Raw genomic sequence first — 25,512 nt, 5'->3', positions numbered from 1 at the left:
CACAGACCCATGGCCGGAGCGAGGCGTGCCCGCGGATCCCGAGCCGGAACTGCCCCCGGACCCCTTCCCCGACTGGCACCACTTCACGGCCGGGCACCCATTCCCCGCCGCAAACACCGACGACCCCGACTGGCCGGCACCCCTCGACGACCCCACCCACGAATCCGCCCTGTACCAATCCGCCTGAACGACAAGGCCCTCCCGTGCTTGACGTGCAGCCGGTGACGGGCGGGCACGGAGCCGCTAAACTTCGCTTAGTCCAGACCCCACTATGAGCTAGGTGGACCCAATGCAGCTTGACGAGGTCATCGCCCGCTTTCATCAAGCAGTAAATGCGTTTGCCAAGGGCGATCCGGAACCCGCCAAGGACATTTTCTCCCACAGCATGGACGTGTCCCTTGCTAATCCCTGGGGCCCTCCGGCGGTGGGCTGGGAACAAGTATCAGAGGCCCTTGATTCAGCAGCAGCTCGTTTCCAAGATGGACGCGTCACCGCCATTGAAACGCTCACCAAACACGTCACTTCCAATCTCGCCTGCTTCCTGGACATAGAACACTGGCAGGCGAAGGTTGGAGGCGGAGACCAAATATCGGTGTTTGATCTGCGGGTAACAAGCGTCTATCGCCCCGAAGGCGATACTTGGGCACTCGTGCATCGCCACGCCGACCCGATCACCACACCGCAGGCCCCGGACGCCGTCCTGCGGAAATAGTTCACGCCATTCGTTTCCACTCTGGTTGCCGAGCATCCGACAACAATCTGGCCGCACGAGCGACATGACCTCAGCAGATGACGACGTCGTTCGCATAGCAAGCGGCACACGGGCGGCTGACGCACGCCCGCGCCGTCACCTACTGGACGGTATGCCCCGGCGGTGGTGACTCTCGGAGCCCCGGACACCTACTCTTCTAAGCGGCGGCTTCCACGGGCAGGCCGCCGAGGCGCCACTCAAGCATTCCTTCATTGAGTCGCTGGGCGCTCCGGCCGGCAGAGCGCAGCAGGTCCACCGCTTCGTACGCCAAGACGCAGTACGCGCCGCGGCAGTAAGCGACGATCTCCCTGTCCTCGGGCAGTTCAGCGAGCCTGTCGCGGAGCTGGTCGAGCGGGATGGACACGGCTCCGGGGATGTGCGCGGAGTGATACTCCTCGACAGGGCGAACATCGAGGACCGTCACGGTGCCCGCCCGGGCGCGGGATAGGAGCTCGTCGCGGGTGACTTCACGCTCTTCAGACCTCGCACCCTCCAGTCCCAGATAGGCGACGCGCTTGGCTTCGACGTCCGCCACGTGCTCCTGCCCGACGGACCGGAGCAGGCTGTAGAGCTGAAGCACGTCGGGACCGGCGATGTCGTAGTGGATTCTGTTGCCGTCCCGCCGGGTCGTCACCAGTCCGGCCTGGCGCAAGGCCTGCAAGTGAGCGGAGGCCGTGCTGAGCCCCAGTCCAGCGGCCGCGGCCAGGGTTTCCACGCTGCGCTCCCCCTGCGTGAGCAAGTCCAGCAACTCCAACCGCTTGCCGTTGCCGAGGGCCTTGCCCACGCGGGCGAACTCCGCAAAGAGCTCTGCCTTCTTGACCCTGTCGCCCACAATCTCCTCCACAAATCCATGTAATACTGAAATAAATACTATTCCATGTTTATCTGGAATACCACCGTACCGCCGGTGTGGAAGGACTGCGAGTCGTGAGCTCCTTGACGTTGATTCCCTTCTTGGACGAGGCACCGGCAACCCCGACCTGGCTGCCCGACCTAGCGGCTGCCAAATGAGCAACCGCGACACCAGCGGAAAGACCGGCACCGCCGCACGGCCCGCGCTCACTCTGGGCCTGCGCCAGAACCTGGCCCAGTTCATGCTCCTGGTCGCCGTCAACGCCCTCGTCGGCGGCACCCTCGGCCAGGAACGCACCGTCCTGCCCCTGTTGGCGGACCGGGTCTTCCACCTGGACCTATACACGTCCGCCCTGACCTACATCCTGGCCTTCGGGCTCGCCAAGGCCGGCACCAACTACTTCGCAGGAACCCTCTCGGACCGCTACGGCCGAAAGCCCGTCCTCGTGACCGGCTGGCTCGTCGCCGTGCCCGTGCCGCTGCTGCTGATCTTCGGACCGTCCTGGGGCTGGATCGTCGCTGCCAACGTGATCCTCGGCATCAGCCAGGGCCTGACGTGGTCCACCACGGTGGTGATGAAAATGGACCTCGTCGGCCCGTCCCGGCTCGGCCTGGCCATGGGCCTGAACGAGGCTGCCGGTTACCTCGGCGTCGCCGGCACCGCGCTGGCTACCGGCTACATCGCCGCGAGCTACGGGCTGCGGCCCGGACCGTTCCTGCTCGGCGCCGCCTACATCGCCCTGGGCCTGGGCCTGTCCGTGTTTGCAGTGAAGGAAACCCGCGGCCACGCCAGGCTTGAGGCCGCCAGCCACACGGCGGCCCACGCTGGCGCCCACGGGGAACTGAGCAACCGGGAGATCTTTACCCTCACCAGCTTCCGGGACAAGTCACTGTCCTCGGTCAGCCAGGCCGGCATGGTCAACAACCTCAACGACGGCCTCGCCTGGGGCCTGTTCCCGCTCCTTTTCGCCGCAGCGGGGCTGAGCATCGAAAAGATCGGCATCCTCGCCGCCGTCTATCCCGCCGTCTGGGGAGCCGCGCAACTCGTCACCGGAGCGATGTCGGACCGATACGGGCGGAAATGGCTGATCGTCGCAGGCATGCTTGTCCAGGCCGTAGCGCTGGGCATGGTCGCCTTCGGAACCGGTTTCGGGATCTGGCTCGCCGCCGCCATCTTCCTGGGCCTGGGAACCGCCATGGTCTACCCCACCCTGCTGGCGGCCATCGGCGACGTCGCGCACCCGGAATGGCGGGCACGATCGGTGGGCATCTACCGGCTCTGGCGCGACGGCGGTTTCGCCGTCGGCGCCCTCCTGGCCGGCGTCCTCGCGGACGCCTTCGGCATCCCGGCAGCAGTTGCCGTCGTCGGCGCCCTCACCGCACTGTCCGGGGTCCTCGTCGCGGTGCGCATGCGCGGTTCGGACCACGTCGTCACGACCTAGGGCGCTCTGGGCATCAAGTCGCTTCCGTGAGCGGGCACCGGCATCCACGGGACCGCCGAGATCTTGCGCGGCATGATGGCATCGGCAAGGATGAATGCGTTCCCCTGTGCTGCGAACAAGGAGTGGACGCGATGACCAAGTATCTGATCTCGTTTCCGAGTGCCGCCATGGTCTTCCCTGACGAAGACCTGCAGGCTGTTTCGGATGCGGCGCACGCGGTCGTTCAGGAGGCGAAGGACGCCGGGGTCTGGGTGTTCGGCGGCGGCATCGATGAAAGGATCCCGCCCGTCATGGTCGACGGCGATGGGACCGTGCGCGAGGGCACCTACCCGCAGACGAAGCAGCTCGAAGGCGGCTACTCCGTGCTGGAGCTGCCCTCGTACGATGCGGCCTTGGAGTGGGCCGCGAAGATCGCGGCCTCCTGCCGTTGCGCGCAGGAGGTGCGCGCATTCCAATACGACCCCGCCAGCTAGGTCTCGGACCGTAGGGACGCCTAAGCCATGGACTTCGAACTGCGCACCATCCCGGGCTGCCCGAACAGCGGCCCGGCATTGAAGCTGTTCCGTGAGGTTCTGGCCGCCGAAGGGAGGGACGCGGAATCCCTGACCGTCCATGAGGTAGCCTCCGAGCGCGAGGCGAAGGAACTCCACTCTCTGGGCGCCCGGGCATAATGAAGGCAGTCCGGCCACAAGGCTGCGGCCGATAGTGGACCTGAGACCGCGAAGGGCACGGCATGGAGCCATCGAAGGAAGAGATCCTCGCCGGGTATGGCCGTGCCCGCCGCGACCTCCGCGCCTGGCTGGCGGGTGCAACGGCTGCGGATCTTCGCCGCGCGAGCGACGGCACGAGGTGGACCAATGAAGAACTGCTCTTCCACATGGTCTTCGGCTACATGGTTGTCCGCGTTCTGCTTCCCCTGGTGCACGTTGTCAGCCGCCTCCCACCGCCGGTGGGCAAGGCATTCGCCGCCGTCCTGAACGCCGGAACGCGCCCGTTCGACGCCGTGAACTACTGGGGATCCCGCGCCGCCACGCTGGTCTACAACAGGGAAAGGATGGGCAGAAAGCTGGACAGAACTATCGCTGCCCTGAGCCGCCGACTCGAACACGAGAGTTCCAGATCACTCATGCGCTCCATGGCGTTCCCCGACAGGTGGGACCCGTTCTTCAAGCCGCGGATGACGCTCAACGCCATCTATGCCTACCCCACGTGGCATTTCGACTTCCACGCCAGGCAATTGACTGTTCGGCTTCTGGACGACCCGGGAGCGTCCTGAAGCCGCGCGAAGTTCCCGGGAACGGGAGTCCCGCCCGCAGGGGCTAACCCCACGAATGTCAGTGTGCCGTCTGCATCCGGTGGGAATCCTGCGCGGCCGGGACCTTAAGCCCTTGGCGCCAAGAACCCAACCGGCGAGGATCAATGGCGTGGCATTCATGTTTGACGCCGCCCCGGGCGCCCGTTGGGTCACCCGCTGCCCCACTCCTGGAGGTTTCTCATGCGTGTAGTCGTTGCGGAATCCGTGGCCATGTTTGCCATCGGCGATGGTGTCCTCGGCGTGTTGTTTCCGGTCCAGCACTCAACCCGGTGGGATCTGGGCCCCAAGCCTTGGCGCGCGTACATGCGCTGGTTCGCGGACCATCCCGGCATCACGCGGGCACTGAGTGCGGCCCAGATCGCCGCCGGCGTCGCCTGCGCGGCGCGCCTCCCATCAACACCGCGCTAGCATCCCGCCTCTGAGCCGGTAGAAACTCAGGGCGGCTGAATTTCACACCGCCAAGATTTCAGCGCTAAGCGGCGCCGGCGCCGCGAAGCGTGTCAAGGGCGGCGCGGAGCCGGGTGTCGGCGTCGTTGGCTACGTCCCGGACGGCCGGGCTGTCACTGAGCTTGACCATGGTCTGCGGGTCGATCGCCTGGATGGTTGTCTCGGCGGCGTCCTTGCCCCGGCGGACGACGACATTGCAGGGCAGCAGTGCGCCCATGTCCGGTTCCGCCGAGAGGGCCCGGCTGGCCAAGGTCGGGTTGCAGGCGCCCAGGATCATGTAGTCGCCGAGGTCCTCGGCGGCACCGGCCCCGAGCTTGGCCTCGAAGGTGGCGCGGACGTTGATCTCCGAGAGTATGCCGAATCCCTGTCCGGCCAGGACTTCCCGGGTGCGCTGCAGTGCTTCATCCCAAGCCAGCGGGACCGTAACGGTATGCGTATAGCTCATGGCTGCTCCTGCAGGGATAGTCGGTGGTCTCAGGCGAGAGAGAGGAAGAGTTTTTCCAGGTCCTTGGTGTCCATGCTCGAATCTCCGCGGATGAGACACTGCTCGAGGCCGCTCGCGATGATGGCGAATCCTGCCCGGTCCAAAGCCTTCGAGACAGCGGCGAGCTGGGTGACGATGTCCTTGCAGTCCTTCCCCTCCTCGAGCATGCGCGTAACGCCGGCGAGCTGTCCCTGGGCTCGCTTAAGCCGGTTGATGATCGGGGTGAGTTCTGTCGAATCAAGTTCCATGGCGGGCTCCAAAGATGGGTGGGTACTTTGCCAATTCTATACCCCGGAGGGTATAACGGCTAGCGACGGAAAGTAAGCACCCGGCCCGTTCCGGACGGCTTGCAACATACCCCCGGGGGTATTATCGTTGTGAGTAGACCGATGGAGGATCTCCTCCCGGAAACTCCCCCACCGCCCAACGAAAGAGAGCATCATGCTTATCGAGCGCATCTACGACGAAGACCTCGCCCAGGCCAGCTACTTCATCGGCTGCCAGGCAAAGGGTGAGGCGGTCGTCGTTGACCCCCGCCGCGATATCGACGTCTACCGCAACCTCGCAACGGCCAACGGGATGAATATTGTTGCCGTCACCGAAACCCACATTCACGCAGACTTCCTCTCCGGCACCCGTGAACTGGCTGCCGCGACCGGCGCCACCGCGTACGTTTCCGGCGAGGGCGGCGCCGACTGGCAGTACGGGTTCGAGGCCGAGCGGCTGAACGACAACGACTCGATCACCCTTGGCAACATCACCGTCAAGGCTCTGCACACCCCGGGCCACACCCCGGAGCACCTGTCCTTCCTGATCACCGACGGCGCGTTCGCCGACACCCCCGGCTACCTGCTCTCCGGTGACTTCGTCTTCTCCGGTGACCTCGGACGCCCGGACCTTCTGGACGAGGCCGCCGGCGGCGTCGACACCCGCTTCGCCGGTGCCCGGCAGCTCTTCGCGAGCCTGCGCGATAAGTTCCTGACCCTTCCGGACCACGTCCAGGTCCACCCCGGCCACGGCGCCGGCAGCGCATGCGGCAAAGCCCTCGGCGCCATCCCCTCCTCCACGGTCGGCTACGAACGGCTCTACTCCTGGTGGGGCCCCTATTTGGCCGCGAATGACGAGGAAGGCTTCGTCGCCGAACTCCTCGACGGCCAGCCCGACGCCCACGCCTACTTCGGCCGGATGAAGCGGGAAAACCGTGAGGGCCCGGCCGTCATGGGCGAACGTACTCCCCTGACCGAACTCGCCACCGCCGACGTCGTGGCCGGCCTCGCCGGTGACACCGTGACGTTTGTGGACACCCGCTCCAACGCCGAGGTCCACGAAGGCACCATCGCCCGGTCCCTGAACATCCCGGCCGGGAAGTCCACGGCCAGCTTCGGCGCCTGGGTGGTCAACCCTGAAACCGACACCAACCCCCTCGTGCTCCTGGCCCCCACCCAGGCCGCCGCCCAACAGATGTGGGACCACTTGGTCCGGGTCGGCATCGACAAGGTCGCCGGCTATGTCACCAGCGTCGAGGGACTGCCCGCCAGCACCCCGCAGCTGATCCAGCCTGAGGAGCTGGAGGGCTTCGACGCCGCGATGGTCCTGGACGTCCGCAACCGCACCGAGCACGCCGCCGGACACATCCCCGGCTCCCACCAGCTCAGCGGCGGCCGCGTGATGTGGAACCTGGACCAGCTCCCCGCTGAAGGCACCATCGTCAGCTACTGCCAGAGCGGCGTCCGCAACTCCGTCGCGGCCAGCGCGCTGCGCCGGGCCGGGTACGACGTCGTCGAACTCGACGGCAGCTACGCCGGCTGGGCTGCCTGGCAGCAGGCACGGGAATCCGTTTCCAGCAACTGATCCAGGCAATAATTGAACTGATTGATTGACAGCGTTGGCGGCGGTCCGGGAACACCGGGCCGCCGCCAACGCTTTGTCACCGTCCACGAATGTGAAACGCCGCGGTACGTGGCGTTGTCTTGTCAGCGCTATCGGGGCGCCCCGGACGCCTCGGCGAGTTCGGTGACGGTTTTCGGTCCGGTGGAGAGCTGCCAGAGCACGTGCAGGCGAGGGTTCCCCGGGTGCCGTACATCTAGCGCTTCAATAACAGCGCCACCTATCGCTGCCAATCGGATCCATGGCTCGCTGAACATGCCCTGGAGTGTCTTGCGAACGATCTTTACCGGACGCCAACCGACAAATGAATCAGCACTCTCTTCCGCAATTTGATCCTCGCCCCCGCTAAGTTCCCGCCGGCTCATCCATGCTCCACAGGCCTAGAATTTAAGCGTTCCCAAGGATCCCTTCAGGAGGCATGCCATGGACTTCGACACCGCCCTCGCCCAGTACCACGACGCGTTGGACACCTTCGCCAGAGGCGACGCCGAGCACCTCAAGCGTTTGTACTCCCACGGCAACGACGTCGTCCTCGCAAACCCGTTCGGCCCTGCTGTCCAGGGCTGGGCCGATGTCGAAGATCGAACGGATTTCGCAGTAGCGCACTTCCGTGGAGGGGAGTGCAGGTCATTCGAAAGCCTGTACCGTCTGGTGTCGGCTGACACAGCCATCATCCACGAAGTCGAACACTGGAAGGCCATGGTTTCGGGGCGGGCGGAAGCAAGTCCGTTCACCCTTCGGGTCACCACGGTCTTCCGAAAGGAAGACGGTACGTGGCGTGTCCTGCTCCGCCACGCGGACCCGATCAGCAGCCCAGACGATAACGGACCACTCCGGGGCGGGACTGCGTAGTCAAATGGCCCGCAGTATCAGCAGTGGCGGGAGCTACTGCACAGGTTCCACGAGCCGTTTCCGCTGATCGAACACTACGGGCTCGTGAACTCTGTTCCTCGGTAGAGTGCCCGTATGCTGGCTGGCGGACGCCGTCCCGGAAGGGATCCCCTACCGGGCACCTCACCACGGAACAGCCGCTTTCACACCAATCGCGGCGCGGCATGCCTTGAACTGAACATCGCGAGACGGGGGTAGCCTTCTGGCTATGCAGCCACTCGTGACGACTTGCATCCGACGGCCGTTTCATTGGGGAATCGTCATCATCGCCGATGCCAGGTCTGGAAGCCAGATTCCGGACGTGGACCCCGAGAAAGCTGTTTCGTCGAACGAACATGGCATTGTCGCGCTGATCCGTCATGCACAGGACATCGACTCGTTCGAGGGCGAATTCGACTGGGCAGAGGCTCAAGTGCTCGTTCGCCTTCTGACCCGGCCGGAGCCTCCCTCGACGAATAGGCGCGAGGTGTTCCGAGGAAGGCTAATGATAGCTAGCGGCAGAATTTCAATCGGGGACGCCGATGGTGAAGTAGTCCATCCCGCCCACGAAGGTTGGAACGAGCTCATCGTCACGGTCGCGTCCAATGTCGCTGTCAGCAACCTCTCACGGGAAGAACTCCGGATCGACCTTATTCCCGCCGGTTAGCGTTCGAGCTTTCAGCAAGAACGAGGCGCCCGAAAGCTGAACACCTGCAGGCAAGCTAAGGCTATGGCATCCAGATCTTGGGCATTACGGTGGCTCCATGAGGGACAGGATGCTGCCGATCATATGCGGGACGACAGAGTTCCATGACGCCCTCGACCACGACAAGACGGAAGGCTGGCGCCATGCGAAAACTGATCTACGGCATGAATCTGACCCTGGACGGGTACATCGCCGCGGCCGGCGATGACATCGGCTGGGGCGGGCCGAGCGACGAACTGTTCCAGTGGTGGCTCGACCAGGAGCGGGCTAGCAGTCTGTCGCTGTACGGCCGCAAGCTGTGGGAGACCATGAGCTCCTACTGGCCGACCGGCGACCAGCAGCCCGACGCGACCCCGGCGGAGATCGAGTTCGCGCGGAACTGGCGGGACACGCCGAAGGTGGTGTTCTCCTCGACGATCGACAAGGTCGACTGGAACACCCGCCTGGTCACCGGCGACGCGATCGCCGAGATCACCCGGCTCAAGGCCGGGGACGGCGGCCCGATGAGCGTCGGCGGCGCAACGCTCGCCGGGGCGGCCATGCGGGCAGGGCTGATCGACGAGTACGCGCTGGCCGCCCATCCAGTCCTGGTCGGCGGCGGCACGCCGTTCTTCACCTCGCTGGACAGCTGGGTGAACCTGGACCTGGTGGAGACGCGGACGTTTCCCGGCGGCGTGGTCCTGACCAGGTACGAGACGAGGCGCTGAGCGCGATTCCTCTGCGCGGTCGGGGAAGTACATCCACCACCAGCCGCCCCATGGCGGTGGCCAGCAGATAGTCCGGAGTGTGCCTGCGCACCGCCCCCGCCCCGCACATCGGCGACATAAATGGCGGTCGCCAAGGCGAAGGGCCGCCTCCATGGGAAACAGCCGAAGCTTTCCACGAAGCAGGAGGCCCACCTGGTCTCCGTTGACCAGGCAGGAGTGCACACGACGGCGGAACCTGCCGAACTCTTCACCGTGGCGCGCTCAACCGTATACCCGCGCCAACAGAAGCGCAGGCGACATCGCATGACCCTTGGCGCAAGCACCAAGGGCAGTGATTTCAGCGTTGACCTGTATCTGCGCCGGTACGGACTACCACCACAGGGCAACGGGCATGGTGCACTGCATGGCTCGACACCGACCCCAAGAGCATTCCGGCGAAGCCGCCGTGGCCATGCGATCCGACCACCAGGAGATCGGCTCCGGCTGCAGCCTTCGCGAGTACGTCGGCGGAATGCCCCTCCGTCACCTCAGCGGTGACCGCAAGGCCGGTTCCGGTTGCCCGCCGCAGCGCACCAGCGTTTGCCCGCCGGGCGTTGTCGCCGAACGAATCATGGTCCTCGGCCTTGCCGGCAGCATCACCGATGACGGGGTAATGCCATGCAGTGACGACGTGAACCTCCCCGGTTCTCAGCCGGGCCTCCTCAAGGGCCCAATCCAACGCCGCCAGCGACGAGTCCGACCCATCGACCCCGACGACAATCCGGAAAACCGTACCCGCCGCCATCGTGCCTCCCTACGGAAACTGCGTGTTCGCCACACGGCGTCGTGCCGCACGGCCCACGATCCTCCCGTCGCACCGTGGAATCAAGGCGCCACTGTTGGAGGCGGCCGTGGCGGGCAACGAGAAGGGCGCCGTCGGACAGGTCCTCCGGCGCCCTTCTCAATCCACGGGCAGCCACTCTCAGGAGAGGAGCGCCTGCATAGCGACATAGGCGGCGATCACCAGCACCAGGATGCCAAAGCCCCGCTTGAGGACTTTGTCCGGGATGCCGGTGCCGATCCGCCCCGCCATGAGCGATGCGACCATTGCGGCCCCGGCAAAGGCTGCCGTGACGGCCCAGTCGATCTGCAGATCACCCAGGTGGGCGGCGAAGCCGGCCGCCGAGTTGATCACGATGATCACCAGGGAGGTCCCGACGGTCAACGCCATCGGGAGTCCGAGAACCAGGGTGAGCGCCGGGACGATCAGGAAGCCGCCGCCGACGCCCAGCAGACCGGTCAGGAACCCGACGACGGCGCCGGTGGCGATGGCCTTGGGCAGGCAGCTGCGCCAGTTGACGCCGCCGCCGGGCAGTGCGCAGGCACCGCCGATGGATTTGGACGGCATCAGCATCCGGATGCCGGCGAAGACCATGATTGCGGCAAAAGCCAGCAACAGGATCTTCGGGTCCAGAAGCCGGTTGACCATCGCGCCAAGGTACGCCGTCACGGTTCCTGCCGCGCCGATGATCAGCGCCAGGCGCCAGTTGACGCCGGCCCGCAGCCGGGGCAGCACCGCGACGGCGGAGGAAGCGCCGACGACGACCAGCGACGTCGGGATTGCCGCCGCAAGCGGCAGCCCCACGCCATAGACCAGGGCGGGCACGGCGAGGATGGATCCGCCGCCTCCGACCAGGCCCAGCAGGCCACCGACGATCAGCCCGAAGGCCGCCGCGGAGATGATCATGCCCGGGCGTCCAGGTTCTTCAGGGCCTGGTGCGCGGTGGGCTCGTTCGCAGAGCGGTTCCACGGCATCTTGGAGAGCATCTGACCCATGGCACAGCTGTTGGTGGCCGCGGAGAACGTCAGGCCGGCGCCGATGCCGCCGGCAATCAGGCCGAGTTTGGGCGAGATGAACTTGCTGCCGAGCACGCCAGCAAGGACTAGGGAGCCGGCGGTCATCCGGACCTGGCGTTCCAAGGCCCAGGCGCCACGGCCGCGGACAACGTTCCCGCCGGCCGCTTCATAGGCGGGCACCCCGCCGGACAGGACACTGGCACTGGCCAGGCCGACAGAGTCCAGCTGCTTGCGGGCCTGCTCGGCCCGGTTGCCGGACTGGCAGACAAGGACCACGCGGGTGCCCATCTTGGCCGCGAACTCTTCGGTGTGTTCGCTGAGCATGGCCAGCGGCACATGGTAGGAGCCATTGATGTGCATGGCATCGAACTCTGCGCCGCTTCGCACGTCGATGATCATCAGATCATCGTGGTTGTCTTCCCAGGCCTTCAGGGTCGAGGCATCGATGGACTTGGGGGCTGCATCAAGGGCATTGGTCGTGTTCAAGGAAGTCATGATCTCTTTCGGTATATCTTGGAGCATTTCTTGTGGCGGCCCCGCGCTTGCGGGTGGCCGTCCTCCACCGCCCGGTTCGCCATGTCAGGGACACGGTCCGGGCAAATGGAAGCCCGGGCTGCATGTGGGGGCATGCCGCCCGGGCAGTCTGGTGTGATCAGGCGGTCGGGAAGCCCGCGGCCGTCCAATCAAGCATTCCGCCGGGCACGGTGTACGCCGTGTAGCCCGCGGCCGACAGCTGGTCCGCGGCGGCCGCACTCCGGCGTCCACTGCGGCACACGGCGATGATGGGACGGGCCTTGTCCAGCTGGCTGAGGCGGCCGGCCAGTTCGCCAAGGGCAATGTGCTTGGCACCGGGGATCATGCCTTCAGCGATTTCGGCTGGTTCTCGCACATCCACAATCTGGACATCGCTGCCGCTCTTGAGCTGTTCTGCGAGCTGCTGTGGGGTGATTTCCATGTGCTGGACCTTTCGGTAGGACGGGGCTGAGGTGCCACACAAACTAAGGACCCGGCGGTTCCCGGCGGGCATCTCCCTCCTTCAATAATGATACCCCCAGGGGTATAAAAGCAAACCGGCCCCGCCCTTGAAGTAATACCCCCCGGGGTATAGAATTCCTGTATGGCAACCATCGACATTTCCGAAAAGACCTTCAACGACACCATCACCGGCAACGGCATCGTGCTGGTTGATTTCTGGGCAGCCTGGTGCGGACCTTGCCGGATGTTCGCCCCCACCTTCAGCAAGGCCTCCGAGAACCACAAGGACGTCGTCTTCGCCAAGGTGGACACGGAGGCCGAGCCGGGCCTCTCCGCTGCCGCCCGCATCACCTCCATCCCCACCCTGATGGCCTTTCGGGAGGGGATCCTCGTCTTCTCCCAGCCTGGGGCAATGAACGCGGCCGGGCTGGAGCAGCTCATCACCGCCATCAAGGACCTGGACATGGACGCGGTCCGGGCAAAAATGGCCGCTGTCCCGGCATCGTAGGACAACCCGAGCACAGCTAGGCACAGCCATGGATACGAACAATACGGTCGCGCCGGAAACCGCAGGCGGCGATGCCCAGGGAAGGGTCCACGAACGGCTCAGGTCCCTGGGCGCTGACTGGCGCCGGCTTCGCGGCTGGCAGCGGTCACGGGTGGCCGCCGCGGGCATCGCCGCCGCCGCCGCGGTTGTGGTCTCAACGAATGGCATGATGACAGCAGTGGGTGCCCCGTGGTGGTCTTTTGTGATCGGCGGGGCCGGTTGGCTCCTGGCCGGACTGGTGGTGGGCAGTTACATCAGCGCACCCGTCGGGGTCGAGGCGACCTGCTCTTTCCAACCACGCCGGGCTCGTAGGGCCGCCCCGATGCCTGAGGCATCGGGCATCACAGACGGATAAACGACCAGTTTTCCGGCAGCCGGGGCCTTCATCACCCCAGCATGGACGCCGGCGGCAGGGCAAACGGTGCGGCGGGGAACTGCTGCGCTGCAGCATCCATGAGGTGCCCCCATTGGCCTCCGGCAATATCGGCGCCGTCGACGGCGGCATAGTACTTTCCGTTGATGGTGATGTTCTGGTTGACCCAGCGCGGGCCGATGCCCTGGTAGCTTCCAAACCATGATGCTGTGGATATGCCCGAGGTGGCACCGACGGTCCAGGTCATGGTGTTTCCGTCGGTGGTGCCGGTTTTGGCGAAAATGTCATGGCTCTTGGTGACCGGGATGTTGTAGCCGGAGCCCCTGGTCAGCACGTTCTTCAGGGCGTAGGTGACGCCGGCAGCGACATTGGGGTCGATGGCTTGCCGGCAGTCCGCGCCGGGCACAGGGTAGTTCCGTCCATGCGGGCCGGTCACCGAGTCCAGGGCGATCGGGTCGCAGTGCACTCCCTTGGCGGCGAACGTGGCGTAGGCGTTGGCCATGGTCAGCGGGGCGACGTCCTGGGTCCCGATCAGGTTGGCGATGCTGGACAGGTCGTAGGGCTGGTTCGTGTGTCCGTTGGTGACTCCTGCCGCCGTCGCCATTTTTTGGATGTTGCAGAAATCCAGCTGGGCGGCCGACTGGAAGGTGATGGTGTTGATCGACTGGTAGAGGCCCTGCAGGACACTCATCCGGTAGTAATGGTTGGGGCCGTCGTTCGGCAGCGGGGTCTGGCCGAGGGCCGGGTCGTAGGATCCGGTGGTGACACCGCAGGAGTTCTTCCAGGGGTATCCGGCCCTGTAGACGCGGACCGATCCATCCAACTGGGTGGCCATCGATTTTCCGGCGTTGAGCCATTCCGCGAAAATGAACGGCTTCATGGTGGAACCGATCTGGAACCCGCCGGCACCGTCGAGCGGCTGGCCGTTGGCGTCCTTCTCGGGCAGGGCGAAGTTGCCCATATAGTTGCCCGGCGCCGTGGCAGGGTTGTAGACGGTGTTCTGCGCCATGGTCAAAACCTTGCCGGTGCCGGGTTGGACGCTGACCAGCGAGGAACCGCGTTGCAGGGGATCCGCGGCGGGCAAGGAGGCGTCAACCTGCTCCTGGGCTACTTTTTGGAGCGCCGGGTCCAGTGTCGTGTGGATGGTGAGCCCGCCCAGGTACAGGAGCTTCTTGCGGGCCGCTTCATCGGCCCCGAAGGCAGGGTCGTTGAGGATCAGCCGCTGGACGTAGTCGCAGAAGTACGGCGCCGTCGCCGCGCCGAAGCAGCCCTGGCTGCTGGGGTGGACGTTCAGTCCAATCGGCGCTTCCACGGCGGCGTCGTGTTCCGATGCGGTGATACGTCCTTGTTGGAGCATCTTGTCCAGGACTTCGTTCCGGCGGGCCACCACATGGTCAGGCTCGGTGAGCGGGTCGTAGTAGACGGGACTGTTCACGACGCCGGCCAGGGCTGCGGCCTCGGGCAGGGTCAGGGCACTGGCGGGGACGTTGAAGTATTCTTCGGCGGCGGCGTCGATGCCGTAGGCGCCGTTGCCGAAATAGACGATATTCAGGTAGCCCTGCAGGATCTGGCCCTTGGAGTATTTCGTCTCCAGGGCAATCGCAAGCTTCATTTCCCGTAGCTTGTCGCCGATCGTCTTGGCGTAGCCCAGCTTGACCTGATCGCCTTTGCCCTGCTGGACAAGGGATTCGATGATCATGTTGTTCACGTACTGCTGCGTGATGGTCGAGGCGCCCTGGCGTCCGCCCTGCGCGGTAGCCACGATCGCCCTCAGGATCCCGGTGGTGTCGATTCCCCCGTGCTGGTAGAAGCGCGCGTCCTCGATGGCGACGATCCCGTCCCGGATGAACGGGGACATCTTGTCCAGCGTCACGGGCGCACGGTTTTCTGCGTAAAAGGTGGCAATCACGGACCCGTCGTTGGCCAGCACCGTCGAGGCCGCGGGCGGGGCGCTCATATCCAGGTCATCGGGCAGCCGGTCCAACATGCCGATCGAATTGCTGACAGTTGTTCCCGCCACGGCGGTCGCCGGGAGGAAGAGCCCCGCGACCAGGACGCCGCAAAGTGCGCCGGCAATAACGAACGAGAGGATCTTCCCCCATCGCGAGTCCCTACTCGGCATCGGCGTGTTCCCTCGGTGCACTCTCCTGTTTCGGCCGCAGGCCGGACGACGGCGGTTGTTCATCGGCGTCGACGCCGGCGTCGATGCGGGCTCCATCCGGCAAGGCGACCGAGCGACCGCGGCGGAAGAGCAGGACGAATCCGGCGGCCCCTGCCAGGAAGATCAGTGCCGCCACCCAGGTGTTCACCCTGAGCCCCAGTATCAGGTTGGCGTAGTCCGAGCGCATCAGCTCAAAGGCAAACCGCCCGGCCGTGTAGCCCGCGACGTAGAGAGCGAAAACGCTTCCGGCTCCGAGGCTGAATCGCCGGTCCAGGTAGAGGATCAGGAAGCCGACCGCGACGCACCAGAGGGACTCGTAGAGGAATGTGGGCTGGAAATAACCGAGAACGACCGGAGCGCCGGAGGCGTTGGTGAGCGCGGACCCGGTGGCGTAGTCCATCTGGTGGATCTGGAGTTTCCACGGCAGCGTGGTCGGGTCCCCGTAGAGTTCATTGTTGAACCAGTTCCCCCAGCGCCCCAGGGCCTGGGCAAAGAGCACGCCCGGCGCCACCGCATCCAGGAATGCAATGAGTGACACATTCGACCTGCGGCAGCCGATCCATGCCCCAAAACACCCCAAGGCGATCGCGCCCCAGATGCCCAGGCCGCCGTCCCAGATGGCGAACGCATTCCAGGGGTTCGCTCCGGGAACGAAGTACAGCTCCGGATCGGTGACAACGTGGTAGATCCGGCCGCCGACAATTCCTGCAGGCACCGCCCACAGGCAGATATCCAGAACCTGCCCGGCGTCGCCGCCGCGGTCCGCCCAGCGGCGGGATCCCAACCAGACGGCCACTGCGATGCCGGCCATGATGCACAGGGCATAGAAGTGAACGGTCAGCGGGCCCAGATGAATGGCACTGACCGTGGGTGAAGGAATGAAGGAATCATTGTCAAGAATTAGTTCGGTCACAGAACTATTCTATAGGGGGAATATTCGGGATAGGCTGGCGTCGTGGACATGGCCGATGTATCGATACAGGAAACGGGGACGGCCGGCACCGCCGCGTGGTCATTGACCGGCGCCATCACACGTCTGCGCCGCGTCCTGCGCTCGAGCGTGCGGCAGGAGTTTCCTTGGGAATCACTGCCCATGGCCCAGGTCGAGGTCCTCCAGCGGCTGGCCGACGAACCGGGCCTGGGCGTTAGCGGGCTTGCCGCTCGTCAGCGCTTGGCAACCAACACGGTGAGCAACCTGGTCCAGCAAATGGTGGCGTCCGGACTCGTTGAACGCGTGGCCCGTCCCGGCGATCGCCGGTCCGTGAGCCTGAGCCTGACCCCTCAGGGCACTGAGGTGCTAAGCGCGTGGCAGGCAGCCAATGACCGGCGGCTCGGCCATGCCCTGAAGCGTTTGCCGTCGACCTATCAGAAAGCCATCGAAGACGCTGTGCCGGCCCTGGCGGCGCTCGCGGCCCTGCTGGAATCCGACGAGCAGAACCGGGACAGCCGCCCGACAGAGCCGACCCCGCCCAGATGAGTGCTACAGGCTAACGCGGCCCTCACGCAGCGCCCGATGGCGCGGAATCAGTCTCGGATTCCTCCGTCGGCTTCCGCCGGACCAGTGCGGTGGGGATGTTCTTCGAGAACAGCAGCGAAAGCGATCCGATGAACACCAGGGCCACCATCGATGCCCTGAGCGAGGACACTTGCGAGTCGGCGTAGAGCGTGGTGAGCGTGGCGGCGTCGCCAGGTGAAAGGCCCGCCTGCGTCGCAATGTCGTCCACGGTGGACACGGGCACAATGTTGACGCCGGCCTGGGTTTGGGCCGCAACGAGATCCTTGACGTTGCTTGGAAGGTCGCTGCTGTCCACAGCGCCCAGGAATGAGCTTGAGAGCGACGCGATCAGGACGGATCCGATGAGGGCCGTTCCCAGCGAGGAGCCGAGGTTCTGGAAGATCCCCTGGAGCCCGCCGATCTCACTGGACCGCTCGACCCCGACACTTGACATCGTCACGTTGCCGATCTGGGATGCCAGCAGCCCCAGGGCGGCTCCCGCGAAGAACATTCCGACCGCAAAGAGCACGCTCCGGAGGTCCAGGGATACCGATCCGAGCAACACGAAACTGCTCGCCACCAGGATGAGCTGCCCGAGTCGAACAATGCGGCGCGGGGACCAGATGGCCGTCAGCCGGGTGCCAACAACCGAGAACAGAATCAGCGAAACCGAGAGCGGAAAGATCTTGATGCCGGTATCGAGCGCGTTGAGTCCAAGGGTCATCTGCAAATACACCGGAATCATGAAGAACAGGCCCGCCGTGATCATGTATTGGGCGGCGAGGACGGACAAGCCGGAACGCAGCTGCTTGATTGACAACATCGAGACGTGAACCAGCGGGGGACGCCCCCGCCGGATGAGTGCTTCCTGCCGGGCAAAGAAGGCCCACAGCAGGAATCCTCCGGCCAATATCAAGTAAGGCACCAGGGACAGGCCCAGCGGATTGATGGGAACGCCGCCGATCTCCGGCGAGTGCTTTGGCAAAATCCAGCCCCACGTCTTGCTTTGGAGCATGGCGAAAACGATCAGGGTCAGGCCCGCCGCCGAGAGCAGGACACTGACACCATCGATTTTGATGCTTTGCGGGCGGCTGGTGTCGGGCACAAGGCGTGAAAGGACGACCACGGCCGCCATCACCACGACTTCCCCAACGAACACATACCTCCAGCTCAGGTACGTTGTGACGTAGCCGCCGATGAGGGGGCCCAGTGCGACAGCGGCCCCCGAGGTCGCCCCGATGATCGCGAACCCTGTCACCCTGTCCTGGTCCTGGTAATTGTTGGCGATGAGGGCCGCGATGGCAGGTATCACCAGGACGGCCCCGACGCCTTCGATAACGGACCACCCGATGAAGAGGACCACGATGTTGGGGCTGAGTGCGGTGAGCAGGGAGCCGCAGGCGTAGATGATGGAGCCGATGACGAAGGCGCGCCTCCTCCCCCAGACGTCGCCGAGTTTCGCGCCGAGCAGCATCAGTGAGGCCATGGTCAGCGTATAGAAGGTGATGGCAGCCTGCATCGCGGCTACGGTCGTGTTGAGGTCATTCACGACTGTCGAGATCGAAACGTTCATCACGGTGCTGTCCAGCACCATGACGAATTGTGCGCAGCCTAGGATGATGCCGGCGGTCCACTTTTTCATTGGGAGACACGCAGTTCTCGAGGTGTTGTGCGCAGCCGCTGCGGGGTGCGGCGTGCGCCTGGCTCACGTCATGCCGCCCGCACCGGGCCCCGCGGCGCAACTCACCAACGGTCCGCCGGGCCCGCTGACGGCACGGGCGACGATGAAGCCCATGAGGGCAGGACACAAACGGCCGGTCAGGCCCGGCTCAACGCTTTCGCCTTGAGCGCATCGAACTCGCCTTGGGTCAGGGTGCCGGCGTCGAGGAGTTCCTTGGCCTTGGCGATTTCCTGGGTGGGGGAAGCCGTGGCAACGGAGCGGATGTATTCAGTCGTTTCGGCTTCCGCCTGTCGTGCACTCTTGGCCTGGCGTTCCGCCATGCTGCGGCCGCGCGCGATCAGGTAGACAAGAACGGTGAGGAACGGCACGAAGACCAGGAATAGTATCCACACGGCCTTGAGCCAGCCGTTGAGGTCGCGGTCCCGGAAAATATCGGAGATCACGGCAAAAAGTGCAAACAGGTACGAGACGAAGGCAAATCCCCAAAAGAATAGCCAGATGACGTTCCAGAATTGCTCCACGGGAGCCATCCTTTCGTTCCGAGGAAGCCCTGCTGGCATTCCCTTAAGGGCCAAAGTAGCCTTCCCTGGCACTCGCCATTAGGACCATAAGGCCTGTATTGAGCGGGGTGGGGCCGCCATGCTCCATCTCCATGCACGGAGAGCGCAACCGCCTCGAAATCCGGCATTACTCAAGTGACATTTATCCCAAGGCCCTGGCCTTGAGCATCTGGAATTCGTCGCGGGTGATCGTGCCTTCATCAAGGAGCCTTTTCGCCGCCGCGATCTGTTCGGCGGGGTTGCTGTTGGCGGTCCGACGAACGTAGTCCGCCATGTCATCACTGGCCTCTCTCTGGGTTGCGTCCTGCCGCACGGATTCCCGTACGGCCATTTGCTGCCCGTAGAACAACATGTAGGCAAGGCAACCGAGGAGCGGGAAGAGGAGAACGGCGAGAATCCACATGGCCTTTACCCACCCGGGGCGCAGACGATCCGAAAAAATGTCCTTGATGACCAGAAACAGCACGATCAAGTACGCGGCGAACATAACGAACGAAAACATGAGCCATATGGCATCCCAAAAACCCATTGCCTCCGCCTTTCGAGAGACCTTGATGCCTTCATAAGCCGGGGCGACTCAGGCGATCGACTCAGCTCGCCCCAAGCCTACGCACGGGGCCCGCATTGTCAATGAATCGCATTGTCTCTCCAGTGGGCGACGTCGGTCCTCGTCCAGTCGGACCGGACTCGACGAGGTGAACGAACGATGAATTGTTGTTCCCTAGCAACGACGGCGGCACGCCGCCTGATAGCATCAGCCCAAATGGGCACACCCGGCGCGGTGGATGGCGTCATTGAGGGTCGACGGCGGCCAGGTCTTGGGCCGCGGTCCGGGCATGTCTTGAGAGATTTGGGCGTCACCACTTCCTGGGAGGACCTCATGACCGACGACACGACGCCGCCAGCGGCACCTCGAATTGCCACCGCTGAGCATGCCCGGCTGGCCGAGGCCACGGGTGCGGCGGAGGATGTCCTGTTCGAGGCGAATCCCTGGTACGAGTGGGGGCCTTACCTGTCGGAGCGGGCCTGGGGCACGGTTCGGGAGGACTACAGCGACGGTGGTGACGCGTGGGACTATTTTCCGCATGACCATGCCCGGTCCCGTGCGTTCCGATGGAACGAGGACGGCATGGCGGGGCTGTCCGACATTCACCATGACCTGTGCTTGGGGTTGGCGCTGTGGAACGGGGCCGATCCTATCCTGAAGGAGCGGATGTTCGGGCTGACCGGTCCCCAAGGCAACCACGGGGAGGACGTCAAGGAATACTGGTGGTACCCGGACGCGTTGCCCAGCCATGCATGGCTGCGGTGGCGGTATCACTACCCCCAGACAGCGTTTCCCTATCAGCAGCTGGTTGAGGAGAACGCCCGTCGTTCCCGGGACGAACCCGAGTTCGAGTTGCTGGATACCGGTGCCTTCGACGGGGGCCGGTACTGGTCCGTGGACGTCGCATACGCGAAGGCCTCACCGACCGAGGTACTTGCCCGGATCACCCTCGAAAACCATTCATCCGAGGAAGCAGCGATTTCGGTGTTGCCCACCATGTGGTTCCGCAACACGTGGCGGGTCTCGGGCGGCGAGGCGCCGTCGTTGTTCCTGGACGGGGACGGGGTTGCGGTCGAACACCCGCGACTGTCCGGCTACCGCCTCGATGCCGCTCCCACCAATGACGGCGTCCGGCCGCAGGCGTTGTTCTGTGACAACGAGACGAACACAGCCCGCCTGTTCGGGTCGGCTCCGGTCACCGCCTATCCGAAGGACGGCATCAACGACCACGTGGTCTCGGGCGCAGACACCGTAAATCCGCAACATCGGGGCACCAAGGCATCCTGGTGGTATCAGGTGACCGTGCCGGGAGGCGGTCGGGTCGAGCTGCGGCTGAGGCTGCACCGGCCGTTCCCCGACCAGGCCACTCCCCCCGCCGGCTGGTCCGACTCCTACTTCGATGACGTCATGGCGGCCCGGGAGCAGGACGCGGACGAGTTCTACACGGCGATCGCCCCCGCTGAGATCGATGCCGAACCGATGCAGGTGATGCGCCAGTCCTGCGCAGGGCTGATCTGGAGCAAGCAAATGTACCCGTATCGGGTCAACCGGTGGTTGGATGGCGACCCCACCCAGCCGGCGCCGCCGGCCGGGCATCGTAACGGCCGGAACACGGGGTGGCGGCACCTGGACTCGTTCGACGTGCTTGCCATGCCCGACCCGTGGGAGTACCCGTGGTTCGCGGCCTGGGATCTGGCGTTTCACTCCATCACCTGGGCGCACCTGGATCCCGCGTTCGCCAAATACCAGCTGTTGGTGCTCCTTCGGGAGTGGTTCCAGCATCCGAACGGTGCGTTGCCCTCTTATGAGTGGAACTTCGACGATGTGAATCCCCCCGTCCATGCGCTGGCCGCCATCCGGGTGTTCGTCATCGACGGCGGCACCGACCTGCACTTCCTGAAACGGGTGTTCAACAAGCTGCTGCTGAATTTCACCTGGTGGCTCAACCGGCAGGACCCCGACGGGAACAACCTGTTCGGCGGCGGCTTTTTGGGTTTGGACAACATCAGCCCAATCGACCGATCCCACCTGCCCCCCGGCTTCAAGCTGGACCAGGCCGACGGCACCGCATGGATGGCGTACTACTCGGTGGCTATGCTCACCCTGGCCACCAAACTCGCCGAATACGACGACGTCTATGAGGACATGGTGGTGAAATTCCTGGAACAGACCGTACTGATCATGGACGCACTGGAGGATTCAGGCTGCTATGACACCGAGGACGGCTTCTTCTACGACCGGCTCACAGACCCTTCCGGGGACAGCTTCCCGATCAGGGTGCAGACCCTCGTCGGGTTGATCCCGGCACTTCCCGCGGTCGCGCTCCCCACCCAGGACACGGACCGGAACCGCCGGCTGCGGAAGCGGTTCGCCAGCCGGTTGGAACAAACCGAGCGGCACGAGATCCTCGATTGGCAGGTCCGTGGCTCCGGGGAGTCCAGGCGGACGCTGCTGTCGGTCCTCCCGATGGACAAACTCGTCCGGCTGTTCGGTACCTTGTTCGACGAGGAGGCATTCCTGTCCCCCCACGGCCTGCGATCGCTCTCCAAGCGCCACAACACGCCCTACACGGTTCCGGGACTGGCGACCGCCGCAATCCAGTACGAACCAGCCGAATCGCGGACCGCCATGTATGGCGGCAATTCCAACTGGCGGGGACCTGTGTGGCTGCCGGTCAACTACCTCATCATCCGGGCGCTGCTGCAGTACGACCAGTTCTTCGGTCCCGACTTCACCGTCGAATACCCCACCCGTTCCGGTCACCACCTGACCCTGCGGGAGATTGCCGGTGACCTCAGCGATCGCCTGGTGAGCATCTGGCTCCCCGGGCCGGACGGACGCCGACCGGTCTATGGTGGCGCGGACCTGTTGCAGAGCGATCCCGCGTGGAAGGACAACCTGCTGTTCTACGAGTACTTCCACGGCGACAACGGGGCCGGACTCGGCGCCATGCACCAGACCGGGTGGTCCGCGCTGGTCGCGGACCTCCTTCTGGACCCGCCCCACCATAGCCACCGGCTGGTGTTCGGGGACATCGCGGACCCCACCACCACGACAGGACCGCAGGAAACGCACAACCGAAACCATGTCCAACAAGACTGAGGGGCGGCTGTCCGTCTCAGGAGAGTCACGATCCGCGAGGGAGCTGTGATGGACGGGATGCCAGCGCCGGACCGGCCACCGGGCCTGACGCCACCGGTGGCCCACCCCTTTATCTACGAGATCAACACCTGGGCATGGCTCGAATCGATCAGCCTGGAAGAAGACAAACCCGTTGATTTGGGGTCTGTCCCGCAACGGCACTGGGACGAGATCGCCGGCCTGGGCTTCGATTCGGTCTGGTTGATGGGCGTCTGGCGTCGCAGCCCCGCCGGAGTCGTGATCGCATTGGCAAATCCATCCCTGCGGGCCGATTTCCAGGCCGCTCTTCCCGATTGGCGGGCAGAGGACGTCGTCGGGTCGCCGTACTGCGTCAGGGACTACGTGGTCGACGACCGCCTGGGTGGGCCAGCGGGTCTTTCCGCCGCCCGGGCGGCGCTGGCGGTGCGAGGCGTCCGGTTAATCCTGGACTTCGTGCCCAACCACGTCGCACCGGACCATCCGTGGACCACGGAGGCGCCCGGGCTCTTCGTGGCGGGAACCGCGGCGGATCGTAACCTGGATCCGACGTCCTTCATCGAGGTGGGCGGCCGGGTGCTCGCCAACGGACGGGACCCCTACTTCCCGGCGTGGCCTGATGTCGTTCAGCTCAATGCCTTCGACCCGGCCCTGCGATCGGCGGCAGTGGAGACGGTCAGATCGATCGCCGATCAGTGCGACGGGGTACGTTGCGACATGGCGATGCTGGTCATGAACGACGTTTTCGCCCGCACTTGGGGTGCCCGGGTCGGGCCGGCACCCAGCGCAGAATACTGGCCCACGGTGATCACCGCCGTCCGCGAATCCCACCCGGGTTTCGTGTTCCTCGCCGAAGCCTATTGGGATCTTGAGTGGTCCCTGATGCAGCAGGGCTTCGACTACTGCTACGACAAGCGCTTGTATGACCGTCTTCTCCGCGGCAGTGCCGAGGAGGTGCGGCTCCACCTGCTGGCGGAGCCAACGTATCAGAATGCCCTCGTCCGGTTCGTGGAGAATCACGACGAGCCACGGGCCGCGGCTGCGTTCGGGGGCGGCCGGACACAGGCGGCAGCGGTGGCGGCACTGACCCAGACCGGGGCTCGGCTCATTCACCACGGCCAGCTGTTGGGGCGGCGGGTACGCCTTCCGGTGTTCCTCGGTCGTTTCCCTGCCGAGCCGGCCGACGACGAGCTGGCGGCCTTCTACCGCCGGCTCCTGGCCGTTGTCGCCGACCCGACCTTTCGGGCCGGGCATTGGCAATTGTGTGAACGGGCGGGGTGGCCGGGCGACAACAGCTACGAAAACCTCGTCGCCTGGAGCTGGGACGGCGCCGCCCGGTGGCTGATCGTCGTGAATCTCAGCGATGCGCCCGCAACAGGTCGAGTGAACGCGCCGTGGCCGGACCTGCGGGGACACCGGTGGCAGTTGACCGACCCGACCCGGGACATGCGTTTCGACCGCGCCGGCGACGATCTGGCCGACGGGCTGTTCGTCAGGCTTGACGCATGGCAATGGCATTTACTCCGCCTCGACCCGTTGCCGGAAGGCGCTGACCACGGCTGACAGCAAAGTCCGCTACAACGGCGCCCCTAGAAGAAGTGCCGTTCGCTGGCCGCGTCAGGCGAGGGATGCACGACGGGAGCCTCGCCGAGTTCGAGCAGGATGTCGTTGATGCTCAGCTGGCCGTCCAGCTGCGGGTCCAGCTGCACCGGGACGATCGCGTCCGGGACGGCGTCGGTACTCATGCCACGATCATATGCGCGGACCGGCACGGGGCCCGGGGGCCACGCCGTCCGGGCATTATGGCGCCGTCGTAAGCCTGACCGCGCGTGGCGAGGCTGCCACCGGCCGGACACCACGACGCCGGAGCGGCAAGGCTACGCTTGTAGGTATGCCTTCTCGAAGCCCGCAAGCCCCCCGCCCGTCAGTCCACGACGCCGCCAAACCCGGCCTCCGGCCCGGGCAGACGGCGGCCCTGGCCGCCTGCGCCGATGCCTTCCTGATTCTGCTCTTCGCGGCGATTGGCCGCGACGCGCACCAGCGGAGTGAAATCATCACGGGCGTCTTTGCCACCGCGTGGCCGTTCCTGGCAGGCGCGGCACTTGCATGGCTCGTCCTCCGGCTGTGGCGCGACCCCCTGCGGCTGTGGCCGGCCGGCGTCGGCGTCTGGCTCGGAACCGTCGGCGTCGGCATGATTCTGCGCGCCGTCACCGGGCAGACGGTGGTGCTCCCGTTCATCATCGTGGCCCTGCTGAGCCTCGGGGTGTTCCTCCTGGGTTACCGCCTTGTGGCAGCCGGCGTGCGGCGGCTGCGTTCACGCCGCTGGCAGGCCTGATGCACTAGGCTTGCAGAAGATGGCAGGGCCCGCACACGGGCCGCCGACAGGCCCCCAAACGGCGCAACCGATCCGGAAAGGCTCACACGTGGTCACCGCATTCGTCCTGATCAAGACAGACGCTTCACGCATCCCGGAGACCGCTGAGGAAATCTCCGCCATCACGGGCATCAGCGAAGTCTATTCGGTGACCGGCGAATGGGACCTGATCGCCATTGCCCGGGTCGCCAAGCATGAAGACCTGGCCGAAGTCATCGCGGACAAACTCTCCAAGGTTCCGGGCGTGGTGCACACCACCACGCAGATCGCCTTCCGTGCCTACTCCCAGCACGACCTCGACGCGGCTTTCGCCCTCGGGTTCGAACAGTAGCCGGCACCAAGTAGCGCAAACGTCAGGGGCGGGGCCGGCAGATTCTGCCGGCCC

31 protein-coding genes and 1 pseudogene are annotated in these 25,512 nt (G+C 65.0%); 19 read left to right on the top strand and 13 right to left on the bottom strand.

Annotation, left to right across the window (positions count from 1 at the left end; translation table 11 throughout):
• Together C9424_RS21570 and C9424_RS20945 are read left to right on the top strand one after the other, a co-directional pair.
• A partial coding sequence (locus C9424_RS21570) for a hypothetical protein (RefSeq protein WP_237563605.1) occupies positions 1–187 on the top strand: 187 nt, incomplete at its 5' end.
• 102 nt (positions 188–289) lie between these two features.
• Positions 290–712: a YybH family protein gene (locus C9424_RS20945; RefSeq protein ID WP_116768757.1), complete on the top strand. Its 423-nt coding sequence runs from the start codon at positions 290–292 to the stop codon at positions 710–712.
• A gap of 196 nt (positions 713–908) precedes the next feature.
• Here C9424_RS20945 and C9424_RS20940 read toward each other — a convergent pair whose 3' ends face one another.
• Positions 909–1,595, bottom strand: coding sequence for an ArsR/SmtB family transcription factor (locus C9424_RS20940; RefSeq protein ID WP_237563604.1), 687 nt, complete (start codon positions 1,593–1,595; stop codon positions 909–911).
• Positions 1,596–1,758: 163 nt separating this feature from the next.
• Between C9424_RS20940 and C9424_RS20935 the strand changes: the two genes are divergently transcribed.
• The 5 genes from C9424_RS20935 (at position 1,759) to C9424_RS20920 (ending at position 4,768) form a co-directional block, all read left to right on the top strand.
• Positions 1,759–3,045, top strand: a complete 1,287-nt coding sequence (locus C9424_RS20935; RefSeq protein WP_116768756.1) for an MFS transporter — start codon at positions 1,759–1,761, stop codon at positions 3,043–3,045.
• A gap of 131 nt (positions 3,046–3,176) precedes the next feature.
• Positions 3,177–3,518, top strand: coding sequence for a YciI family protein (locus C9424_RS20930; protein WP_116768755.1), 342 nt, complete (start codon positions 3,177–3,179; stop codon positions 3,516–3,518).
• 27 nt (positions 3,519–3,545) lie between these two features.
• The gene (locus C9424_RS21565; protein ID WP_161958274.1) at positions 3,546–3,716 is read left to right on the top strand and encodes a hypothetical protein; all 171 of its coding nucleotides are present in this window, start codon (positions 3,546–3,548) and stop codon (positions 3,714–3,716) included.
• 62 nt (positions 3,717–3,778) lie between these two features.
• Positions 3,779–4,321: a DinB family protein gene (locus C9424_RS20925; RefSeq protein ID WP_116768754.1), complete on the top strand. Its 543-nt coding sequence runs from the start codon at positions 3,779–3,781 to the stop codon at positions 4,319–4,321.
• Between the two features lie 219 nt (positions 4,322–4,540).
• The gene (locus C9424_RS20920; protein WP_116768753.1) at positions 4,541–4,768 is read left to right on the top strand and encodes a hypothetical protein; all 228 of its coding nucleotides are present in this window, start codon (positions 4,541–4,543) and stop codon (positions 4,766–4,768) included.
• 64 nt (positions 4,769–4,832) lie between these two features.
• On the opposite strand, the gene C9424_RS20915 is transcribed toward C9424_RS20920, so the two are convergent.
• A complete protein-coding gene (locus C9424_RS20915; protein ID WP_116768752.1) occupies positions 4,833–5,252 on the bottom strand; it encodes a DUF302 domain-containing protein in 420 nt (139 codons plus the stop codon).
• Positions 5,253–5,281: 29 nt separating this feature from the next.
• Complete coding sequence (locus tag C9424_RS20910; RefSeq protein WP_116768751.1) at positions 5,282–5,539, bottom strand: metal-sensitive transcriptional regulator; 258 nt, start codon at positions 5,537–5,539, stop codon at positions 5,282–5,284.
• Between the two features lie 193 nt (positions 5,540–5,732).
• Here C9424_RS20910 and C9424_RS20905 point away from each other — a divergent pair, with 193 nt between their 5' ends.
• The 5 genes and pseudogenes from C9424_RS20905 to C9424_RS22020 form a co-directional block, all read left to right on the top strand.
• On the top strand, positions 5,733–7,142 hold the full coding sequence (locus C9424_RS20905; RefSeq protein ID WP_116768750.1) for an MBL fold metallo-hydrolase: 1,410 nt from the start codon (positions 5,733–5,735) through the stop codon (positions 7,140–7,142).
• Positions 7,143–7,601: 459 nt separating this feature from the next.
• Positions 7,602–8,030, top strand: coding sequence for a YybH family protein (locus C9424_RS20895; RefSeq protein WP_116768748.1), 429 nt, complete (start codon positions 7,602–7,604; stop codon positions 8,028–8,030).
• Positions 8,031–8,277: 247 nt separating this feature from the next.
• Entirely contained in the window at positions 8,278–8,715 is a 438-nt protein-coding gene (locus C9424_RS20885; protein ID WP_116768747.1) for a hypothetical protein, read from the top strand.
• Positions 8,716–8,897: 182 nt separating this feature from the next.
• Positions 8,898–9,461, top strand: a complete 564-nt coding sequence (locus C9424_RS20880) for a dihydrofolate reductase family protein (RefSeq protein ID WP_116768746.1) — start codon at positions 8,898–8,900, stop codon at positions 9,459–9,461.
• Between the two features lie 120 nt (positions 9,462–9,581).
• Positions 9,582–9,734: pseudogene (locus tag C9424_RS22020) on the top strand (recombinase family protein); the annotation flags it as partial.
• Positions 9,735–9,798: 64 nt separating this feature from the next.
• Here the strand turns inward: C9424_RS22020 and C9424_RS20865 are convergent.
• From C9424_RS20865 to C9424_RS20850, 4 genes are all read right to left on the bottom strand, one after another.
• Positions 9,799–10,245, bottom strand: coding sequence for a universal stress protein (locus tag C9424_RS20865; protein ID WP_116768745.1), 447 nt, complete (start codon positions 10,243–10,245; stop codon positions 9,799–9,801).
• A 177-nt stretch (positions 10,246–10,422) separates the two neighbouring features.
• Entirely contained in the window at positions 10,423–11,187 is a 765-nt protein-coding gene (locus tag C9424_RS20860) for a sulfite exporter TauE/SafE family protein (protein ID WP_116768744.1), read from the bottom strand.
• Positions 11,184–11,792: a rhodanese-like domain-containing protein gene (locus C9424_RS20855; RefSeq protein WP_116768743.1), complete on the bottom strand. Its 609-nt coding sequence runs from the start codon at positions 11,790–11,792 to the stop codon at positions 11,184–11,186. Before C9424_RS20855 ends, C9424_RS20860 begins: the two co-directional genes overlap by 4 nt.
• A gap of 157 nt (positions 11,793–11,949) precedes the next feature.
• Positions 11,950–12,252: a rhodanese-like domain-containing protein gene (locus tag C9424_RS20850; RefSeq protein ID WP_116768742.1), complete on the bottom strand. Its 303-nt coding sequence runs from the start codon at positions 12,250–12,252 to the stop codon at positions 11,950–11,952.
• Positions 12,253–12,414: 162 nt separating this feature from the next.
• On the opposite strand from C9424_RS20850, the gene trxA reads away from it, so the two are divergent.
• Both trxA and C9424_RS20840 read left to right on the top strand, forming a co-directional pair.
• Positions 12,415–12,780: a thioredoxin gene (gene trxA, locus C9424_RS20845; RefSeq protein ID WP_116768741.1), complete on the top strand. Its 366-nt coding sequence runs from the start codon at positions 12,415–12,417 to the stop codon at positions 12,778–12,780.
• 28 nt (positions 12,781–12,808) lie between these two features.
• Positions 12,809–13,174, top strand: a complete 366-nt coding sequence (locus tag C9424_RS20840; RefSeq protein ID WP_116768740.1) for a hypothetical protein — start codon at positions 12,809–12,811, stop codon at positions 13,172–13,174.
• Between the two features lie 31 nt (positions 13,175–13,205).
• Here the strand turns inward: C9424_RS20840 and C9424_RS20835 are convergent, their stop codons facing one another.
• Positions 13,206–15,314: a transglycosylase domain-containing protein gene (locus C9424_RS20835; protein WP_116768739.1), complete on the bottom strand. Its 2,109-nt coding sequence runs from the start codon at positions 15,312–15,314 to the stop codon at positions 13,206–13,208.
• Entirely contained in the window at positions 15,304–16,266 is a 963-nt protein-coding gene (lgt, locus tag C9424_RS20830) for a prolipoprotein diacylglyceryl transferase (RefSeq protein WP_237563603.1), read from the bottom strand. The genes C9424_RS20835 and lgt overlap by 11 nt, the downstream gene beginning before the upstream one ends.
• A 48-nt stretch (positions 16,267–16,314) precedes the next feature.
• On the opposite strand from lgt, the gene C9424_RS20825 reads away from it, so the two are divergent.
• Complete coding sequence (locus C9424_RS20825; protein WP_116768760.1) at positions 16,315–16,830, top strand: MarR family winged helix-turn-helix transcriptional regulator; 516 nt, start codon at positions 16,315–16,317, stop codon at positions 16,828–16,830.
• A 22-nt stretch (positions 16,831–16,852) separates the two neighbouring features.
• On the opposite strand, the gene C9424_RS20820 is transcribed toward C9424_RS20825, so the two are convergent.
• From C9424_RS20820 to C9424_RS20810, 3 genes are all read right to left on the bottom strand, one after another.
• A complete protein-coding gene (locus C9424_RS20820; protein WP_116768738.1) occupies positions 16,853–18,490 on the bottom strand; it encodes an MFS transporter in 1,638 nt (545 codons plus the stop codon).
• A gap of 176 nt (positions 18,491–18,666) precedes the next feature.
• The gene (locus tag C9424_RS20815) at positions 18,667–19,059 is read right to left on the bottom strand and encodes an SHOCT domain-containing protein (protein WP_116768737.1); all 393 of its coding nucleotides are present in this window, start codon (positions 19,057–19,059) and stop codon (positions 18,667–18,669) included.
• A gap of 172 nt (positions 19,060–19,231) precedes the next feature.
• On the bottom strand, positions 19,232–19,618 hold the full coding sequence (locus C9424_RS20810) for an SHOCT domain-containing protein (RefSeq protein WP_116768736.1): 387 nt from the start codon (positions 19,616–19,618) through the stop codon (positions 19,232–19,234).
• A 351-nt stretch (positions 19,619–19,969) separates the two neighbouring features.
• Between C9424_RS20810 and C9424_RS20805 the strand changes: the two genes are divergently transcribed.
• Both C9424_RS20805 and C9424_RS20800 read left to right on the top strand, forming a co-directional pair.
• Positions 19,970–22,738: an MGH1-like glycoside hydrolase domain-containing protein gene (locus C9424_RS20805; protein WP_116768759.1), complete on the top strand. Its 2,769-nt coding sequence runs from the start codon at positions 19,970–19,972 to the stop codon at positions 22,736–22,738.
• A 48-nt stretch (positions 22,739–22,786) separates the two neighbouring features.
• A complete protein-coding gene (locus tag C9424_RS20800; protein WP_202615956.1) occupies positions 22,787–24,316 on the top strand; it encodes an alpha-amylase family glycosyl hydrolase in 1,530 nt (509 codons plus the stop codon).
• Positions 24,317–24,342: 26 nt separating this feature from the next.
• Here C9424_RS20800 and C9424_RS21560 read toward each other — a convergent pair whose 3' ends face one another.
• Positions 24,343–24,498 carry a hypothetical protein gene (locus C9424_RS21560; RefSeq protein ID WP_161958273.1) on the bottom strand — a complete coding sequence of 52 codons (156 nt, stop codon included), beginning with the start codon at positions 24,496–24,498 and terminating at the stop codon, positions 24,343–24,345.
• Positions 24,499–24,644: 146 nt separating this feature from the next.
• Between C9424_RS21560 and C9424_RS20795 the strand changes: the two genes are divergently transcribed.
• Together C9424_RS20795 and C9424_RS20790 are read left to right on the top strand one after the other, a co-directional pair.
• Positions 24,645–25,088, top strand: coding sequence for a DUF3054 domain-containing protein (locus C9424_RS20795; protein WP_116768735.1), 444 nt, complete (start codon positions 24,645–24,647; stop codon positions 25,086–25,088).
• A gap of 88 nt (positions 25,089–25,176) precedes the next feature.
• Complete coding sequence (locus tag C9424_RS20790; RefSeq protein WP_091251634.1) at positions 25,177–25,458, top strand: Lrp/AsnC family transcriptional regulator; 282 nt, start codon at positions 25,177–25,179, stop codon at positions 25,456–25,458.
• Positions 25,459–25,512: the final 54 nt, after the last annotated feature.

It is taken from the genome of Arthrobacter sp. H-02-3 (assembly GCF_003097355.1).
GTDB lineage: Bacteria > Actinomycetota > Actinomycetes > Actinomycetales > Micrococcaceae > Arthrobacter > Arthrobacter humicola.
Note: the sequence above shows the minus strand (reverse complement) of the source record. Positions and strands in the feature narration are given on the sequence as shown.